The following is a 20,560-nucleotide window of genomic DNA, read 5'->3' as shown; positions in this document are numbered from 1 at the left end:
ATCCTCAGCTCCCTGAACCCGAACCCCGCACCGGAAAGGGCAGCCGGAAGAGCGACGCCGCATCGCTCAGGCTGGTCGATGCGCGGCCCGACCCGCTCCGGAAAGCGCCCGTCCCTGCGAGACTCTCCGCCTTGAGGCTCGTCTCCAGCCGGGCCTCATTCTGGCCCCAGGCATGACCAACCAAGCCGAGCGGTGAGAGCTTTGCCCTGGTCAACGTGGGTGGGGCGCGTGGGACTCGAACCCACAACCTACGCATCAAAAATCGGCCGACGTATCAGCCGGGCGCATCGAGTGCCGTCCTACACCACTCTGTCCGCATCCAGCCCGGTCCTTGTGTCGCCTGATGCCGCGGCATGCCGTCCCGTTCCAGAACCGCCGAGCCAGCAACGAGCCAACATGGTCCGTTGTCTTCGTCGGCGGCCCCAGCGAAGAACTCGGGATACCTTCGCCGTGATGCCGTCCGGTTATGGACTAGGCCTGCCCGGATTTCGCCGCACGATCTCCCCGCCGGGGCGATCCCGTCGAAGGTGACTTATGGGAGTTGCCCAGTCCTGTCGGTGGTCGGTCGTACGCTGCCCCAAAATCTACGGTGATGTCCTGGAGGCCCTTGATGGAGCAGCAGACCACCTATCTTGAACTGTCCGAGGAGGGCGGTGGCGCGCACAAGTTCTACGAGGTGATGGTGTCGGGAACCGAGGTGACCATCACCTATGGTCGCATCGGTGAAGGCGGCCAGCGCAAGGTCGCCACGTTCGCCACCCCCGAGAAGGCCGCCGCCGCCGCGACTCGCAAGGTGAGCGAGAAGGTCCGCAAGGGGTACGAGCACGCGGTGCAGGGCGTGCGGCAGCCACGCGCGGTCACCCGGCGGCCGATCGTCAGCCGCCGCTCCACCGCCCGGCAGGCTCCGGTGCTGTGGAGGTTCGCCAGTGGCGCCTCCGCCTTCGGGATCTTCGTGGACGAGCGGGGCTGCTGGGTCGGCAACCAGAACGGCGACGTCTACACCGTCACGCTCGACGGTGTGATCACCGGCAATTTCCGGCTGCCCGACGGTGTCAAGTGCCTGGTCGCCGACGACTTCTGGATCTACGCCGGGTGCGACGACGGCCGGGTGTACGACCTGAGCGGCAAAGTCCCCCGGGTGGCGTACGAGATCTCCGCTGACGTCGACATCTACTGGCTGGACGTCCGTGACGGGGTGCTCGGGGTGTCCGATCGGGCCGGCCGGGTCACCGCGATCGACCACGAGGACGAGTTCCAATGGGCGCGGGACGTCCAGGGCGACTCGGCCTGGATGGTGCGCTGCGACGCGGACGCGGTCTACCACGGGCATTCGGCCGGCGTGGCCCGGTACGCGGTGCCCGACGGACAGTCGGTATGGGAGACCGCCGTCGACGGAAACGTGCTGTTCGGTTGGCAGGAGCGCGATGAAGTGTACGCGGGTACCGGCACCGGGTACGTTCACCGACTCGCCAAGCGGGACGGTGCCGTGCGCACCGTGTACCGGTGCGACGCGGCGGTGTTCTCCTGCGCCGCCGCCCCTGACGGGCGATACGTGTTCGCGGGCGACAACCACTCGTCGGTGTACTGCTTCGACCGGGACGGCACCCGGTTGTGGAAACTGGCGACCGGCTGCGGTTCGGCGTTCTCCATGCAGTTCCTGGGCGACCGGTTGTACCTGGTGACCACGGACGGCTCGCTGGCCTGCGTCGATGTCAGCGAGGCAGCGATCCGGGCGGCCCAAGCCGGGACGGTGCCCGAGCCGGTGGACGTGAAGGCCGCCGCCGGACTGCGCGCCGTGGAGCCAACGTTCACGGTGGACATTGCGACACCGGACGACGAGGGCGTGATCGTGGAATGCTACAACCAGGGAGGTCGGCTGCGCGTCCGGGTCGTGGACGACGGCTACGACTCGGCCTGGCATGTGCAGTTCCCCAAGGGCCTCCGTGAGGCCGGGGCCCGATACCTGGTGCAGCAGGTGCGGCTGTCCGAGCGGGGTGGCTTCTACCGTGCGTACGGCGACATCAAACGCCTTCGCTGAGGACTCTGTTCGAAGCCAGGTAAGCGGCGAGGCAAGTGGTCGTAGACAACGCCGCATAGACCGCGCTGAACGGACATCGCGCCGTTCACGCTGGTGGGGGCCACCACGGTTACCCTGCTCGCATGAAGCGGTGTCACCCTTTGGGGATCCGATCTTTCACCTTGACCGGGTCGGGCGTCATTCAGGGGAGCGCGTTCGCTCGTGTGCGGATTTGCTATTCCGGGGGAGTCGGTCGTGCGGCTGTGTCGGCGGCCAGGAGAGCGCCGCTTCGGTCCCGGTCCGTCGAGAACTCGATGGGGCGCCGCGTGCCGAACAACTGCTCCGGGTGGACGCAACGCCGGCCGACAGCCCGGTCCCGGAGCTCTTGGGGGTGCTTGCGTGGTTTCGCCGCCTGGGTAAGGAGCCGTCGACGGACGCCCCGGCCTTGACGACGTGCGCTCCGCATGCGGGGTGGGGGAGTGAGCGTTCGCGCAGCGGTGGGCGATCACTTCACACCATGGTCGGCTTTCTGACAGCATCTGCTCAGTGGAACATCAGTGTTCGTATGAGACGGTCACCGGCCCGGAGCGGACCGCCCCATGGTGCGGTCCGGCGGCCGCGGCCGGTCGGCGGGCACCGGGTCTCTGATGCGCGCCGGTCTGAAGCTGGCCGGGCGGTACCGGCTGGAGGCGCCGCTCGGGCGGGGCGGCATGGGCGAGGTGTGGCGTGGGATCGACCTGCGGCTGCGCCGCCCGGTCGCGGTGAAGCTGCTGCCGCTCACCGCTTCGGCGAACGCCACCGCCGTGGCGCGGTTCCGGCGGGAGGCCGAGGTCGCCGCCACCCTGAACCATCCCGGGATCACCACTGTGTTCGACATCGACGAGCACGAGGAGGCCGGTCAGCGGCTGCTGTTCCTGGTGATGGAGCTGATGGTCGGACGGGACCTGGCCGCCGAGCTGACCGCCCACCCGGACGGCCTGCCCCTGGACAGGGTGACCGACTGGGCGGCGCAGATCCTCGACGCCCTCGCCGTCGCCCACGGGCAGGGCGTGGTGCACCGGGACATCAAGCCCGCCAACCTGTTCCTGCTCGACCGCGGCGGGCTGGCGCAGAACGCGCCGCCGAAGAACGGTCGAGTGCAGAACGGGCGGGCGTCGAACGCACCAGCGCAGAACGGGCGGGTGAAGATCTGCGACTTCGGCATCGCCCGGCTGGCCGACGCCACCCAGCTCACCGCGACGGGCGGCGCCGCCGGGACGCCGCTCTTCATGGCCCCCGAGCAGATCGAGGGCGGCGCCGTCGATCAGCGCACGGACCTGTACGCCTTCGGCTGCGTGCTGTACGAGATGCTGACCGGCTCCACCTGGATCGACACGGGCTCTGGCGTCGGCGCGATCCTCTACCAGCACCTCAACCGCGTCCCGGCGTCCCCGCGCACCCTGCGGCCCGAGATCGACGCGGACCTCGACGCCCTGGTCATGGACCTGCTGGCCAAACGTCCCGAGGACCGTCCCGAGGACGCCCCCGCCGCCGCCCAGCGCCTCCACGCCCCACCCGCCGAGGCGGAGGGCGGCCCGTCCCGGGCACCGGTGCCACTGGCCCTGGGCCAGACCGCCGCGGACGCCTCCGAGGGGACGACCTCGCCCTCGGCCACACCAGCCCGCGCGGCCGCACCGATTCCGTTGCCCCCTCCGGCGCCACCGCCGAACCCACTGGGCTCACCGAATCCCCCGGGCGCGCCACCGCTGGGCGCGCCACCGCTGGGCTCACCCGCGCCGGGGAGTCCGGGCTCGGCGTCCCCGACCGGGACGAGGATCGGGCGGCGCGGGCTGCTCGTGGGCGGTGCCGCGGTGGCCGCGGCCACCGCGATGGGCGTTCCGGCGGCCCTGCTGCTCTCCGACCGCGGATCCGGCTCAGGCCGCGTGAACGCCAAGGGCGGCCGCGCGACCGGGCCGTCCGCGTCCCCCACCCCCAGGCAGGTCAAGACCGAAGTGCTCGCCACCCTGGACTGCCCGGAATACGTCTTCGTGGTGGCGTTCACTCCGGACGGCAAGACCCTCGGCACCTGCCACGGCAGAACCGTCCGGCTGTGGAACACGGCGACGCGCAAGACCCGGGCCGTCTTCTCCGGCCGCGAGCCGGGCGGGGTGGGGACGATGGCGTTCCGCCCGCGCACCACCACCCTGGCCATCGCGGACGGCGGCACCCTGCGGCTGTGGGACACGGTCACCCGGAAGACGGCGGCGTCGTTCCGTACCGGGTTCCGCATCGGCGACCTCTGGTCGGTCGCGGTCAGCCCGGACGGCAAGCTCGTCGCCACCGCCGGCAAGTACCTGAAGGACGGATCCAAGGGACCGAAGCAGCCGCGGATCTGGAACGTCGCCACGGGGGAGACCGTCGCCGTCCTGAACGGCCACTCCGGCAGGGTGGCCGACGTGGCGTTCAGTCCCGACGGCCGGATCCTGGCCACCAGCAGTGACGTGATCCGGCTGTGGGAGGTGGGCAGCGCGAAGGCCATCGACACGTTCAAGGGGAGCGGCGCGCTGGCGTTCAGCCCGGACGGGCGCACCCTGGCCACCGGGGGCCCCGACAACACTCTGATCATCCGGAACCTGGCGTCCAAGCGGGCCGTCTCGCTGGCCGGCCACACCGACGTCATCGCCGACGCGGAGTTCAGCCCGGACGGCACGCTCGTCGCCACCGGCAGCCAGGACAAGACCGTGCGGCTGTGGGACGTGGCGACCGGCGAGAACGTCGCCACGTTGACCGGGCACAGCGGGTCCATCTGGTCGGTGGCGTTCAGCCCGGACGGCAGGACGCTCGCCACCGCCTGCGGATTTGTCAAGAGCGTCTGGCTCTGGGGGATCACCTGACCGATCCTCCGCGTGAACGGCGCCAGGGTGCGCCGTAGTGGGCCACCCTCCGAGGACCTCGGCCACGATGTCGACGTCGAGGTGATCGGCATCCGTCCCGCGATCGGCCCAGTCGGCAGGCCATAGCGTTGAGACGCAGGATGGCAGGTCGGAGCGAGGGGAACTCTGCTGCATACGGCCGGCACGGCGGTCGCCGTCCCCGCCACAAGGTTGTGCCGGGGACGGCGGTCCAGCACCGACACCGAGCGCTCAGCAGGGGGCGGCACGTTGTTCCGAATGGCCCACGGGTAATGAGCCGGGTTTCAGGCTTCTGGAAAGCAAGCCTCGCAGGCGCTGAGGCCGCGTGATTGCGCCATCCGGACAGGGAGACGCTCTGGCTCGTGGAGATTCATCCCCATGCGCTCGGCGTAGCGCTGCCCATCGAGAAGGGCAGCACAGTGCACAGAGCGATGAAAACACTGCCCACCGCCAGTCGCGTACACCTGAGCCGTGAGCCCGTGTGGGACCGGAGAGCATCCCGCTTCGGCGCACTGCCCGGGAAGAAGCTCATGAATGCAGCGTTCTTGGGACACATGAAGATCTCCTGGCCTGCGGGGGATCCCCCGGAATACCACCAGGGAGGGCGAGGAACCGGCCGCCACGCCGGAGAGAACGAGCCTCCCGGTTTGGATGACGAGGCTCAAAGCCGCAGCGCAGGACCGGACACAGCGGCTGGCGCTGGTGATGTCTGGCTCGGCTGGGGTGGTGTTGTCTCGGATGGGATGTTCCAGGTGGGGCCGTATGCGACGTGTTCGGGGTACCGGTGGCGCCTACCGGCGGTGTGGGTGCGAGGATCCGGTCTCAGGACGAGTAGTGGGCAACCGCTGTCCGCGGTTGGGAGCGGAGCGGGGCCCCGGGAGTTGGTATCTGCGGCTGGAGCTGGGCAAGGCTCCGTCGGCGGGTCCGGCGTGGTGGGTTCTCGACCCGCAGTGCTGCTGAGGAGGAACTGCGGCGGTTGCGTGGGCCGACGGGATGGCCGTTGACGGTGGCCGAGTAGCCGGTGAACCGTCCGGGGGCGGCGTCGACGGTGGCCGGTTACGCCGATCACGTGCACCGGTATCTGGAGCCCGCGGCTAGGCGATCTGCTGGTGGCGGAGGTGTCGGTCGGGCATGTGGAGCGAATGCTGGCCACGATCGACCACGAGAAGACGAAGCGCCCGCTCACGGCGGCGACGCTAGACCGGATCCGGGCGACGCTGCGTGCGGCATTGAATGCCGCGCTGCGCCAAGGGCTGATCGAGGAAAACCCGGCGTCGCTGGTGGTGCTGCCCGGAGGCGCGCCGACCGCGGGCGGTGGCGTGGACCGATCGCCCTGCACGGGTTGTGGCGCGGCGAGGCAGCCGGGTTGCGGTGGTGCGAAGTCGACCTGGACGAAGGAACCGCGGTGATCTGCCGACAGCTGCAGCACCGGAGCGGGCGGTTGACCACGTGCGCGCCCAAAACCCCGCACAGCAACCGGGTGATCGCGCTGGACCGCACCACCGCACCACCGCGGCGGCGCTGCGCACCGCAGCCAGCAGCGGGGCCGAGCGAGACACGTTCGGCGACGGCTACCACGAGAGCGGATACGTCTTCACCGACCTCAACGGCGACCCGGTCTCGCCGGGGTGGCTGACGCACCAGTTCCAGCGGCTGATCGCCGAGCAGGACATGCCGCCGATTCAGCTGCACGACCTAAGGCACAGCGCCGCGACCCTCGCCCTGACCACGGGTGTGCAGGAAATGCTCGGGCATTCCAGCATCGTGCTGACCGCCGACACCTACACCTTCCGTCCAGGTCAGCGTTCGGGCAGGTGGGATCGCGCACCGACGGGTCGTCAGGTGCGGAAACGGTATGCGGTTTGTCCTTTTCCGGTCGCGGATCTGATGTCGGGAGCCAAAGCTCTGAGTCGCGTGCGGAGCCGCTGAAACGCGGGAGGTTACCCGGCCGGTCGAGCCCGGGACGCGCTGGCGTTTACCCGTACGCCGGCTGGTGCGCTTTCGGGGCAGCCGAGCCTGTCCGTTGTGCGGGGCGCCGCTTGCGGCGGGCCGGATCCTTGCCGCGGCGACGGTTGGCGCCGGGCACGATACCTGCGACGTGTACGAGAAGGGCGGCGGTCTTCTCGGAGGCGGTGCGGGCGGCCTTGGGTAGGACGCTGGAGCCCATACCAGGGCTTCCGCGCCTGAATCCTCGTCCCCAGGAGGGCCTCGTCCTGGCCCAGGAATGATCAACCACGGGAGGTGTGGAGCGCGTTTGTACTGGTCAGAGTGGTGGGTCGCGTGGGACTCGAACCACAACCTACTGATTGAAAGCGGTTACCGAAGTGCCGAACTAATGCTTCCAGTATTGGCTTGTGTGGCTCTGTCCGCATCCAATCCTATTCTCATGTCGCCCGATGCCGCAGCGTGCCGTCTCGTTCCAGAAACGCCGAGCTGACAACGAGCCAACATGCGTTGTGTAAGCGGTCCGGCATGGTTGTCAACATCCGGCGCCGCACCGTTCTGATAGGGCTAGTACAGGAACGCTATCGCGCTGCTTGGACTACACGAAAGCCCATTCAGCAACCAGGTACGTCGAATCGGCGCCGTACGCATATGGCGACCCGGTAGTGGGTTCAATGCGGGTGAGCGTCACGAAAGTTCGACCGGCCTGGACCACTTGACCGGCGTGACCAAGTAACGGCAAAAGTGATCCAGCACCATCCTGACGTGATCGACGCTTGTCCGGTCGCCACTGGCCACCTTCACCATGACACTCGCCATCACCAGCTAATCCAGATTGATGCGCTTCTTGTGGTCTTTCGTCGTGAGTAGTGTCCAAGTGTGACGGTGGCAGTAGCGCTCGTCTGCCTTTCCTGGCTGGCCTGACGCATCGCTTGCGATGCCGGATGCTCGCCAGGCGAGGTTCCCGATGTCGGAGCAAATTTTTGTGATCTACGTCACAGACGCTCGCCGGCGAAGGGTGGACTGGCGGGTGAGCTGTACTGGTTGACGTGGGAATCTCAGCTGTCAGTGACTGCAGTAACACGGATCCTGACCCTGTTGACGGCTGATCTTTGGCAACGGAATATCAGCCTGCCCTCCTTGATCTTTTGGGGAGGCCGTTCCAGGTGCGGCGGACGCGCCTGATCGGTCGATGGAGGTACGGCGTGCGTCGTGGGGCTGCATGGACGGTGCCTCTGCTGGTTGCTTCGACGTTGGTGATCGTGCCCTCGGTCGACCAAGGCAAGGCGAGGGCTGACAAGGCTTCGACGGCTTCGACCGAAGCGAAAGCGCTGGTCGCTGCGCGCAAGACGGATCAGCGCGTTGAGGTGCTCGACCGGCGTAGTGAGACCGAGCAACTTTTCGCTGAGCCGGACGGGTCGCTGACCTATGAGTCGACTGTGCTGCCCAAGCGGGTGCACAGGTCGGATGGTTCATGGGCGGCTGTGGACGACACATTGGAGCGCAAGTCCGACGGGTCGGTCGGGCCGGTGTCGAGCACGTTGAACGTGCGGCTGTCCGGGGGCGGGGACAGCGCGCTGGCGAAGATGACCGATGCGGAGCGGTCGCTGGCGTTCACCTGGTCGTCCAAGCTCCCCAAGCCGACTCTGGACGGCAGCACCGCGATCTATCCGAATGTCCTCCCCGATGTCGATCTGAGGATGACCGCCTCGGAGTTGGGCTGGTCTGAGGTCCTGGTGGTCAAGACGGCTGAGGCCGCCGCCAACCCAGATCTTGCGAAGCTGACGTTCGGTCTGGATGCCGAGGGGGTGACCGCGCGTAAGAACGATTCAGGCGGGTTCGACGCGGTGACCGCAGGCGGAGTTCGAGTGTTCCACTCCTCGCCGCCGATGATGTGGGATTCCTCGGGGAGGGGGGCCGCGGTCGTTCCTGACGCGAACGACGGCGTTCTGGCCGCGGCGCCCAAGTTGGGGGCGCGGCGATCCCGTGTCGGGTTGGACGTCACTTCGACACAGGTGTCGGTGGTGCCGGATCCGGCCATGCTCACTAGTGGCTCGGTGAAGTTTCCGCTCTACATCGATCCGGACGTCGTACCCGAGTTCGCGGGTAAGAAGCTGGCCTGGACCTACGTCGACCGGGCCTACCCCTCGACCAAGTACTGGAACTCGACGCACCAGCCGGAGGCGGGGAACTACGGGTCGGGTCTCAAGCGGTCCTTCTTCCGGATGGCGTCGGCCTTCGGAAGCGGCACCAACGTGATCGACGCCGCGTTCTACATCACCCAGAACAAGTCCTGGGGGTGCACCAGCAGCCCGCAAGCCGTCGACCTCTACCTGACCGGTGCGGTCTCGTCGTCCACGAGCTGGAACAACCAGCCGTCGTGGAGCCAGAAGCTGGGGTCCATCCATTCGGACGGCGGCTACAACTCCTCGTGCCCGGACGCGGGCTTGAAGTTCGACGTCAAGTCTCTGATGGCTCGCACGAAGGGCGGCTGGTCCAACACGACCTTCGGCTTGCGCGACTACGACGACACCAATAGCAGCGAGTGGGGTTGGAAGGGCTTCGTCAACGATCCCAAGCTCGTTGTCCACTACAACCATCCACCGGCCGTGCCCACGGGCTATGCGACGACCCCGGGCACGCGCTGCATGACCGGTGCCGGGCGTCCGGCGGCCAACGCGGACGGCTCCACGGCGTCGCCGATGTACCTGAACGCCACTGTGTACGACCCTGACAAGTCCGCTGATCCGGTGCGGGCGGAGTTCACCTTTCACCATTACAACAAGACCACGGCCGTCTGGGACGACCTTACTTCGCAGCTGCCCAATGGCGGCAAGACCGCGATGACGTCGCTCAGCAAGCCCACGCCGTTGAACATCAAGTTGCCGAGGATGACCAACGGCGATGCCTATTCGTGGCGCGTCCGGGCCTATGACGGGACCAACGCCAGTGGCTACACGCCGTGGTGCGAGTTCTCCGTCGATACGTTCGATCCGCAGTTGGCGCCGCAGGTCTCGTCCGTGCTGTATCCGGACGATCAGCCGACGAGCACTGACGACTACCACGGTGGTGTGGGGGTTCCGGGTGAGTTCGTCTTCGCGCCGGGCACGGGGGAGACGGACGTGACCGGCTACAAGTGGGCGATGAATGACACCTGCAGTGTGGCCCAGTCCGCGGCGACCGTTGCCGCGCCGGGGACGGGGCAGCCGCTGAAAGCGCAGATCGCGCCGAATCGGGACTGGGACAACTTTCTCAGTGTTCTTCCCGTGGACGCCGCCGGGAATGTCGGGACCAGATGCACGACCTACACCTTCAAGGTGAAGCATGGGGCGGCCTCCTTGGCACGATGGCGCCTGGATGAGACCGGCGGCACGACCGCCGCGGACTCGTCCGACAGTGCCGCGCACCCGGCGGCACTGAGCGGCGGTGCTTCCTGGACGGGGGGTGGCCGCCTGGGTAGGGCCCTGCACCTGGACGGCTCCAGCGGTATCGCGACGGCGACCGGTTCTCCCGCCCACACCGACAAGGCGCTGACCGTGTCGGGATGGGCACGGCTGAGCAGCAATGCGCATAATGCGACGATCGTGAGCCAGCAGGGCGCCACCACCAGTGCTTTCGTTCTCTACTATTCCAGCGGGGCCAAGCGCTGGCGGTTCAACATGCAGCAGAGCGACGGCATGAACCCGGTCATCGACTATGCCGAGTCCGATGCCGACGCGCTGCTGAACTCGTGGACCCACCTTGTCGGGGTCTATGACTCCACCCGCCAGCAGCTCCGCTTGTACGTGAACGGGATCCTGCAGTCCAAGGCCGGTGTCCACAGCAAACTCTGGGACGCGACGGGCAACACGGTGATCGGCCGCGAACTGTATCAGGGCGTCCAGCAGAACTACTTCACCGGCGACGTGGACGACGTCCAGATCTGGGACCGCATCCTTTCGGACTCCGCAGGCAGCGTCGTCGATCCCTTCTTGGGCAGTGAGATCGCCGCCATGGCCAAACAGCCGCCGGCGCCGCGCGGTTACTGGGCGCTCAACGAAGCGGCCGGAACGGCTTCCGGAGACGGCTCGGGCTTCGGCCACCCACTGGCCCTGGGCGCTACCACCACGTGGGGAACGGACGGTTCCGACGGTACGCCGGACCTCGTGTTCGACGGGCAAGGGACGTCCACCGCCATGACGGACCATCCAGTCGTACGTTCGGATGGCAGCTATGCGGTCTCAGCATGGGTGAAGCTGCCCGGCACGGCCGACGCCTGCACGTTGCCGAATCGTGCGAGCACGGCCGTGGCGCAGATGGGCAACCGGCTGAGCGGATATTACCTGGGTTACCGCCCATACACGGAGAACGGTGCGACGGTGGGGCGATGGGCTTTCACTGCACCGTCCCTGGACCAGGACACCGGCGCAGAATGGACGAGCGCGATTTCGGCTGAGCCCGTCGACTGCGAAGGCGCAGCGGGAACCTTCACCCATCTCGTCGGCGTCTACGATCGTCCGGCACGTGAATTGCGCCTGTATGTGAACGGGCAGTTGACCGACACCGCGGCCTTCACCCCCGCGTGGAACTCCGGGGGTGCCCTACGCATCGGCTCGGCTTGGTACAGGGCCGCCCCAGCTGATTTCTGGATCGGCGAGATCGACGATGTACGGCTCTACATCGGCACGCTCACTGACAGCCAAGTGGTCTCGCTCTTCTTCGGCAGTCCCCCGACCTAGCCGTCCGGAACGGGCGCGGCCGTGGCCGCTCCCTGCCAACTTCGCTCTTGCTCACTTCTCGCACGCGCTGGGCGTCGTGCCGGTGATGGAGGTCTGCTGTGATGTGGTCCGGATGGGGACTGACGCGGATGCGTCGCAGGCGTGTCGTGTTCTCCTGGTTGACCATCGCAACGGCCATCACGGTGGGAATGAGCCTGATGGCACCCGGCCGGGTAGAAGCCGCCGAGTTCGGGTGGAAGCCTCCCAAACCACAGTCACAGAAATCAGTGCCCGGACATCGGGGGACACCCCGGCCGCGCAAGCCCGCCCCGTCCGACGGCCACGTCCGGCGTTCGGCCCCGAAGGTCACCTGGCCTCAAGCCGCGTCGGCGACCGCGGATCTGCGTGCCGCGACCTCCGGCAAGAACGGTTCGGCCTCCCCGCCAGCCGGGCAAGCGGCTCCAGGACGCGAGGGCGGATCGCGGGCTGGCAAGCTGCCGGTCTGGATCAGCGTGCCGCAGGCGAACGCGGCCAAACCCAAGGACGCCGCGCCCGGTTCCGGGCAGGCGACTCCGCAGCAGGTCCGTGTCCAGGTCCTCGACCAGCGCGCCTCACAGCAGATGAACGTCCGGGGCCTGGGGCTGGCATTGACGAATCTCGACCCGGAGGCTGCCAAGAGCAGCGCGGTGTCGGTGCGGCTCGACTACCAGGGCTTCGCATCCGCCTACGGCGGTGACTGGGCCTCGCGCCTGCGGCTGGTGACGTTGCCGGCGTGCGCGGCGACGACCCCGCAACGTCCGGAATGCCAGGTGCAAACGCCGCTGAAGACCACCAACGACGTCAAGTCCGGGACGCTGACCGCCGAAGTGTCGCTGCCGGCCACGCCCGCTGCCGGGCGACCGGCACCGCGTGCCGCGACACCCGCCGCCGTGCCGCTGACCCTGGCGGCGACCGCCGGGCCGTCCGGCCCGTCCGGCGACTACAAGGCCACCGCGCTCTCGCCATCGGCGACCTGGGACGTCTCGACGCAGACCGGTTCGTTCGGGTGGGACTACCCGATGCGCGCCCCGCCGGTCCCCGGCGGACCCGCCCCGACGCTGAAGCTGGCCTACTCGTCCGGCGGAGTGGACGGACGGACGTCCAGCACCAACAACCAGGCGTCCTGGATCGGTGAGGGCTTCGACTACTGGCCGGGATACATCGAACGCCGCTACCGCTCCTGCGCCGATGACGGCGTCACACCCAAACGGGCCGACAACTGCTGGCGTTACGACAACGCCGTCCTGACGCTGAACGGCAATGCGACCGAACTGGTCCGCGACGACGCGACGGGCGGCTGGAAGCCCAAACGCGACGATGGCATGAAGATCGAGAAGCTCACCGGGGCCGATAACGACGACGACAACGGTGAGCACTGGAAGGTCACAACGCCTGACGGCGTCCAGTACTTCTTCGGGCTCAATCACCTCCCCGGCTGGACGACCGGCAAAACGGAGACGAACTCGGCCTGGACGGTCCCGGTTTTCGGCAACAACTCCGGTGAACCGTGCAACAAGGCCAGCGGGTTCGATGCTTCGTGGTGCCAGCAGGCATGGCGGTGGAACCTGGACTACGTCGTCGATCCGCACGGCACGGCATCGACGTTCTGGTACGGCAAGGAGACCAACTACTACCAGCGCAACACCACCACGCTGACCGACGGCAAGCCCAACGGTACGCCGACCGAGTATGTGCGCGGCGGCTACCTGAGAAAGATCGGTTATGGGCAGCGGGGCGACCTGTTCGGCCAGGCTCCCGCACAAGTACTCTTCTCCAACGTCGAGCGGTGCAAGCCCACCTCGTCCTTCGACTGCGCAGAGAACAAGCTCAACGCCGCCAATGCCGCGCACTGGCCGGACGTGCCGTTCGACCAGAACTGCGCATCCGGAACCACCTGTACGGGCAACTACGCGCCCAGTTTCTGGACGCGCAAGATGCTGGACAGCATCACCACCCAGGTCTTGTCCGGAACGACCACCAAGAACGCCGACACTTGGAAGTTCGAGCACAAGTTCCTGACCGCCGACTACGGCAAGGCCGACACGCTCTGGCTGGACACTGTCCAGCACATCGGCAAGAACGGCGGATCCGAGGAAATGCCGGCCGTGAAATTCGGCGGCATCCAGCTTGACAACCGGGTCGACTCGAGTGCCTACCCGCCGATGGCCAAGTGGCGAATCTCAACGATCGACAACGAGACCGGTGGATCTCACTCGATCAGCTATTCCGACAAGGACTGCACACCGGCCGACTATCCGTCGATCGGAAGCAACCACAAACGCTGCTTCCCGCAATATTGGACGCCCGAGGGCGGTGACACTCCGCAGCGGGACTGGTTCCACAAGTACGTGGTGACCGCTGTGCACGCCTACGACCGTGTCGGTGGCGGACTGCCCGAGGTGACCACGTACGCCTACAAGGACGCGGCCTGGCACCACGATGACGATGACGGCCTGTCCCCTGAGAAGTACAAGACCTGGTCGCAGTGGCGCGGTTTCGGCGAGGCCACCGTCACCCATGGCGATGGCTCTGAACGGCGGTCGCAGACCAAGTACTTGTACTTCCAGGGCATGGACGGTGACGAGCAGCCGGACGGATCGACCCGCAAGGCGAGCGTCACCGACTCCGAGGGCAAGGACGTCACCGACGCCGAGCCTCTGGCCGGTCAGGAACGCGAGGAGATCCACTACAACGGTCCGGGCGGCGACGAGATGACCGGCACGATCACCGACGTGTCGGTCCACCAGACCGCCAAGCGTGTCCGCTCGTGGGGAACGACCACCGCAGATCGCGTCTATCAGGACAAGGTCCGGACCCGCCGGGCGCTTGACGGCGGCAGATGGCGGCGCACGGAGACCGACAACACCTACGACGGCTACGGGATGGTCAGCCAGGTCAACGACCAGGGCGACACCTCCACCACCGCCGACGACCGATGCACCCGGACCACCTACGCCCGCGATGACGACAAGTGGCTCGTCTCCTACGCCTCCCGCGAGGAGACCGTCGCCAAGGCGTGCGGGGCGTCCACCACCCGTCCCGGCGACGTGATCACCGACACCCGCAAGTTCTACGACGGGCAATCCTGGAACGTGGCGCCGACCAAGGGCGACGTCACCAAGACCGACAAGCTCGACGGCTTCCAGGACGGAAGCCCGCGCTACGTCACCGTCGCCACCAACCCGTCCCCGGACCCCTACGGCAGGCCCACCACCGTCACCGACCAGGCCGGCCGCAAGACCGTCAACGCCTACACGCCGACGACCGGAGTCGTCACCGCGGCCACGGTCACCGACCCCGCGAACTTCGTGACCAAGACCGAGGTCGATCCCGCGTTCGGTCTCAGCACCGCCACCGTGGACGAGAACGGCAAGCGCACCAGCCTGAAGTACGATCCGCTCGGCAGACTGACGGACGTATGGCTACCCGGACGGGCCACGACCCAAAGCCCTAGCCTGAAGTTCGGCTATACGGTCAGCCTCAACGCTCCCACCGTCGTCTCGACGTCCACCCTGCGTACTGAGGGCGCCTACACCACCGGGTACGCGCTGTACGACGGCCAGCTACGGCCCCGGCAGACCCAAGAGCCCGCGCCCGGTGGCGGCCGCCTGGTCAGCGACACGATCTATGACACCCGTGGCCTGGTCGCCAAGACCAACAACGGCTACTACAACGAGACCTCGCCGGGCGGGACCCTGTTCGTCCCGGCCAGTGACGATGTCGTCCCCGCACAGACCGTCAATCAGTACGACGGGATGGAGTGGAAGACCGCTGAGATCTTCCGTGTCGGCGGCAACGAGAAGTGGCGCACCAGCACCGTCTATGGCGGCGACCGCACCACCGTCACGCTGCCGCAGGGCGGCACCAAGACCACCACGATCGTGGACGCTCGCGGCCAGAAGACCGAGGTCGACCAGTACAAGGACGCGACCCATTTCGACGCGACCAAGTACACCTACGAACCCGACGGCCAGCCCGCCACGATCACCGACGCCGCCGGCAGCACCTGGACCTACCACTACGACCAGCGCGGTCGTCCCAAGTCGATCGACGACCCGGACCGGGGCACCACCAGCTTCGTCTACGACGACGCCACCGACCTGATCAAGACGGTCACCGACGCCAAGAACCAGAGCATCACCTACACACACGACGTCCTCGGCCGCAGAACCGGCGAGTACTCAGGTACCGGTACCGGCGGAACCAAGCTCGCCGAATGGACCTACGACACCCTCGCCGACGGCACTTCGGTCAAGGGCAAGCCCGCCTCCTCCACCCGCTGGGTCAACGGGCAGGCCTACAAGAACGAGGTCCTCGGCTACGACGACGCCTATCGCACCCTCAGCTCCAAACTCACCATCCCCACGTCCGAGACGGGGCTGGGCGGCACCTACAAGACCACCAGTACCTACAACCTGGACGGAACGCCCCACCAGACCGTCCTGCCTGCGGGGGGCCAGATCGGTTCGGGTGGGCTCCCGTCCGAGACGCTCCTCTACGGCTATGACGAGCTCGGCAACCCGACCACTCTGCACGGCCTGACCTGGTACGTCACCAATACCAGCTATTCCAAGCTCGGCCAGAAGCTCCAGCAGACCTACTCCACCGGCGGCAAGCGCGTCCAGGAGACCAACTACTACGAACAGGGCACCAACCGTCTCACCCGCACCACCACCCAGCGCGAGGTCTCACCCACTCCCGTCGGCGACCTCAACTACACCTACAACGACATCGGCGACGTCAAGCGCATCGCCGACACCCCCACAGGTCAAACGACTGACGTCCAGTGCTTCGCCCATGACCACCTGCAACGCCTCACCGACGCCTGGACGCCCTCCACCGACGACTGCGCTACCACGCCCACCGCGTCCAACGCCAACTCCCTGCTCGGCGGCGCGCAACCGTACTGGCAGTCGTTCGGCTACGACCTGGTCGGCAACCGCACCAGCGAGACCAACCACGACCTCACGGGTGACACCACCAAGGACGTCAACAAGACCTACCGCTACCCGGGCGCCGGCCAATCCCAGCCGCACACCCTGACCTCCGTCTCTTACCAAGGCGGCCCGCGCGACGGCCAAACAGACGCCTACGGCTACGACGGCAACGGCAACACCACCACGCGCCCCGGCGCCACCGCAGGCCAGACCCTCAGCTGGGACATCGAAGGACATCTGTCCAAGATCACCGAAGGCGGGGCCGACACCACCTTCCTCTACGACGCCGACGGCAACCAGCTCATCCGCCGTGACCCTGACGGCAGCGCCACTCTCGCCGTCGCCGGGACGGAGGTCCGCTACGCCAAGCCCACCGGCAAGAGCAGCGCCACCCGGTACTACACCCTCGGCGATGACACCGTCGCGTCCCGCACGACCGCCGGCCTGACCTGGTTGCGCAGCGATCCCCACAACTCGGCCGATATCTCCATCGCCGAGTCCACCCAAGAGGTCACCCACCGCCGCTTCACCCCGTTCGGCCAGGCCCGCGGGACCAAGCCGACGAACTGGCAGGGCGAGCGCGGCTTCGTCGGCGGCACCATCAACGGCAACACCGGCCTGACGACCCTCGGCGCCCGCCAGTACGACCCCGACACCGGCCGGTTCGTCTCCGTCGACCCCGTCTTCGACGGCTCCAACCCCCAGTCCTGGAACGGCTACGCCTACGCCGGCAACAACCCGGTCACCAACGCCGACCCCAGCGGCCTGATGTTCGACCATCCCGGCTGCGGCTGGAGCTGCGGCGAAGGGGTCGGCAGCGGCGGAGGCGACGGAGGGGGAGGCGGCGGAGGAGGAGGCCCCGCTGTCAGCCCACCGGCCCCGGCTCCCCAGCACTGCGGCCGATGGGACTTCGGCTGCAAGGCCAAAAACCTTTGGAACGAGCACAAGGCCGTCATCGTCACTGTCACCGTCGCCATCGTGGTCACCGCCGGCTGCGAGGTCGCGACCGGCGGATTCGGCACCGTCGGCTGTGCCGTCGCCGGTGGCGCCGCAGGCAACCTGGCCGGCTACGCGGTCTCCAACAAGCCCGACAAATGGACCGCGGGCGGAGCCGCCAAGCAGGCCGTCATCGGCGGCGTCGGCGGCGCCGTGGGCTGGGGAATAGGCAGGGGCGCGGGCGCCCTGCTGGGCAAACTCGCCGGCACGGCCGCCGGCCGGGTCGTCGGCGGCGCCGTTGGCAAGGCCGCAGGCAGCGCCAAGACAGCCCTCGGCCGAGGTACGAGCGGTGCCGCAGGCCGCGCGGCCTCAAGGGCAGGGGCCAAACGCGGCGCGCAGACAGCCGGACGCTGCCTCAACAGCTTCCCCGCAGGCACGATGGTCCTGCTCGCCAACGGCTCGTCCAAGCCGATCGAGAAGGTCAAGGTCGGCGACAAGGTCACCTCCACCGACCCCAAGACCGGCAAGACCACGACCAAGAACGTCATCGCCGCCTTCGGCGGCACCAACTACACCGGCCTCTTCCAGATCACCGTCGCCGGCGGCAAGCACCGCAAAGCCGGCGTCATTCTCGCCACCGAACACCACCGCTTCTGGGACGCCGGCCACCACACCTGGACCCGAGTAGACCACCTCAAACCCGGAACCAAACTCCGCACCCCCACCGGCGAAACCCGCCAGGTCACTCGCACCATCAAGACCACGACGCACCCCTACGTTCACGACCTCACCATCGCCGACACCCACACCTTCTACGTGAAGGCCGCTAACGCGTCCATACTGGTCCACAACTGTGACGGGGTGAGCCCCGAGCTCGCTGCCCACGCGAAGTCGGTTCAGCGGAAGCTCGGAGATGGAGAGCAGAGGGTCGCTACCATCATGCGGGCACCAGACGGGGCGATCTTCCGTAGCCAGAGCCGGCCGCGGGAAATATGGGATCTCGAAGAAGAACTAACCGAGGCCATGCTGGAGCACCAGGGCGCGGCTGGCCTTCATCATGCGGGCTGCGGTGAGGTCGGCTGCCTGAATAGAGCGCTAAGCGCGGAGGGAGGGCGGCGTACTCTGGGCTCCTTGAGCGGCTCGAGATTCGAGTCCGCAATCATCAATGGACGTAGGGGTGCGATCACCCCCGTCCCTCCGTGTGACGACTGGTGTGCGCCTCTCCTGCGCGGACTCGGTATGACTGGCTGAAAGGGCTCTATTGAACGAATATTGGGCAGCTATCGGGCTCAGTTCGAACCCGTCTCTGGTACCGGAACAAGTGCGTCGTCTAGCCGAAGTGGGTGATGAGCAAGTACTTCGATTGCTCTTGCGGCGCGAAAGATTGACTTATGGTTCACTGAACATCATCGGCCTTCGGTTGAAGGAAGACGTATCCGTTCAAGTGGCGGCGAGCGAGGGCGTGCCCGCTGAGGTGATCATTCGACTGTGCCGTGACCCGAGGCCTGCGGTTCGTGAGCGCGCTGCGCTGCGTTCCGACCTGCACGCTTCGTTGCTGCTATCTCTCGTCCAGGACTTAAGCCCGACTGTTCGTCGAGCCGCAGCGTCAAACGGCACCCTTCCGGCTGACGCCGTGCCAAAAATTCTCAAGAGTGGAGATTTGGCTGCACAGCGAGGCTTGGCGGCTAATAGTAGAATTGGCATGGAACCGGCTGAGGTCCTAAGTATGTCGCGGCACGCCGTGCTCCGCGCTGAATTGGCCAGGAATCCTGCGTTGCCCGCTGCGGCGGCAAGGCGACTTCAGTTCGACGATGATCACGAAGTACACCTGTCGTTGTTGGCGAACTCGACCGTTGATCAGGACATTCTGGATACGCTCTTCTCGGCTACGACCCCGGATTCCTATTATATTGCAGCCTCTTCGCCACGCCTTGGCAAATTTCTTGATAAAGTTGTAAATAATGTAGTTGATTCGGATACTTTGTGCGATGTGGCAAATAATCCAAGCTGCCCTTCTTTGACCTTAAACAGCTTGATCCATAGCGAAGATCTGGAGATACGCAAGGCGGCAGCCGCTCATCCGAAACTGCCTCTTCGTTCCCTGCTGCACCTTGCGGCCTCGGAACGCCTAGAGGACAAGGTGTTTGCGGCGCGTTCACCCAACCTGCCCGAATCGGTAATGCAGGCGTTCAGTACGGACGACGAGCCGGCCGTACGCGCTGCCCTCGCCTCTAACAGATCATGTCGACCTCGGTACCTGGAAGCACTCTCGCATGACGAAAGCACGAAGGTGCTTCAAAGGTGCGCCAGGAACCTTGCCACTCCGGCAGATATCCTTGTACGTCTCTCTCGAGACCGGAATCGTGTCGTCGCGGGAGCGGCTTCGTCGAATGAGAGTCTTCCAAATTCTCGAATGGATTCGATCATCGCTGCTCTGCAAAGCGGCTTTTAGAGAAAGAACCCATTCGAGATGGACTCATGCATTCGGGTCTGTTCATGTGGAGAGCGGATGAGGGTACCCGGCTGCGACCGGGACGGGGTGTGTGGACAACCGGGAGATCCGCACGCTCTGCAGATCTGGAGCGGCAACTCGACGGCGACCGGGTGCGCTTCACCGCCCCAGGCGTGCCGGGTGGGCGCGTGATGGCCGATGTCGGCTGCCAAGGCAACCGACAGGTCACCGGCGGCTCCGCGATGGCGCCGGGCTGCCCGCCCGGCAACACGAGCCCAACACCGTCCACAAACGGGTACGCCTGCGTCGAGCACGCGTTCGCGCGCATGAAGTGATGGAACATCCTGCGCAACCGCCGCCGCAAACGTGACGGCGTCCAATACGCCACCCGCGGCATCGCCCTCATGCGCAACCTGGCGACGGCCGACTGACCCGGCCCAGGGACGGCAGGTCACCGGCAGCACGCCCGGCCGCACTGCTTCACCGTTACGGGACGGCCTTTAGCGGTGGCTTGCCGCGTGCTAGTGGCTCGTCACGCAGCCTTGGCGGGGTAACTGGTCCATGATCGGATCGGGGAGCTGGCGGCGAAGCTGACCTTTGGCTGTGAGTTCTGGTTGTGCCAGCGGATGTAGGCGGCGATCGCGGTG

The 20,560-nt window shown here is 66.8% G+C and carries 7 protein-coding genes; all 7 read left to right on the top strand.

What is annotated here, in order from left to right; genetic code table 11:
* Nucleotides 1-610 precede the first annotated feature (610 nt).
* The 7 genes from E1298_RS18680 to E1298_RS18655 all read left to right on the top strand — a co-directional run bounded on the left by E1298_RS18680 (nucleotide 611) and on the right by E1298_RS18655 (nucleotide 19,913).
* Complete coding sequence (locus tag E1298_RS18680) at nucleotides 611-2,038, top strand: WGR domain-containing protein (RefSeq protein WP_131894932.1); 1,428 nt, start codon at nucleotides 611-613, stop codon at nucleotides 2,036-2,038.
* A gap of 626 nt (nucleotides 2,039-2,664) precedes the next feature.
* The gene (locus E1298_RS18675; protein ID WP_165975537.1) at nucleotides 2,665-4,890 is read left to right on the top strand and encodes a WD40 repeat domain-containing serine/threonine protein kinase; all 2,226 of its coding nucleotides are present in this window, start codon (nucleotides 2,665-2,667) and stop codon (nucleotides 4,888-4,890) included.
* A gap of 1,160 nt (nucleotides 4,891-6,050) precedes the next feature.
* On the top strand, nucleotides 6,051-6,317 hold the full coding sequence (locus E1298_RS48195; RefSeq protein ID WP_165975536.1) for a hypothetical protein: 267 nt from the start codon (nucleotides 6,051-6,053) through the stop codon (nucleotides 6,315-6,317).
* A 40-nt stretch (nucleotides 6,318-6,357) separates the two neighbouring features.
* Entirely contained in the window at nucleotides 6,358-6,837 is a 480-nt protein-coding gene (locus E1298_RS18670) for a tyrosine-type recombinase/integrase (RefSeq protein ID WP_207944710.1), read from the top strand.
* A 1,277-nt stretch (nucleotides 6,838-8,114) separates the two neighbouring features.
* A complete protein-coding gene (locus tag E1298_RS18665) occupies nucleotides 8,115-11,570 on the top strand; it encodes a LamG-like jellyroll fold domain-containing protein (protein WP_131894926.1) in 3,456 nt (1,151 codons plus the stop codon).
* A gap of 491 nt (nucleotides 11,571-12,061) precedes the next feature.
* A complete protein-coding gene (locus tag E1298_RS18660; RefSeq protein WP_131894924.1) occupies nucleotides 12,062-18,712 on the top strand; it encodes a polymorphic toxin-type HINT domain-containing protein in 6,651 nt (2,216 codons plus the stop codon).
* Nucleotides 18,713-18,800: 88 nt separating this feature from the next.
* Nucleotides 18,801-19,913, top strand: a complete 1,113-nt coding sequence (locus E1298_RS18655) for a hypothetical protein (RefSeq protein ID WP_131894922.1) — start codon at nucleotides 18,801-18,803, stop codon at nucleotides 19,911-19,913.
* Nucleotides 19,914-20,560 lie beyond the last annotated feature (647 nt).

Source organism: Actinomadura rubrisoli, from assembly GCF_004349215.1.
GTDB lineage: Bacteria > Actinomycetota > Actinomycetes > Streptosporangiales > Streptosporangiaceae > Spirillospora > Spirillospora rubrisoli.
The sequence above is the reverse complement of the archived record's forward strand: the minus strand, read 5'-3'. Positions and strand labels throughout refer to the sequence as shown.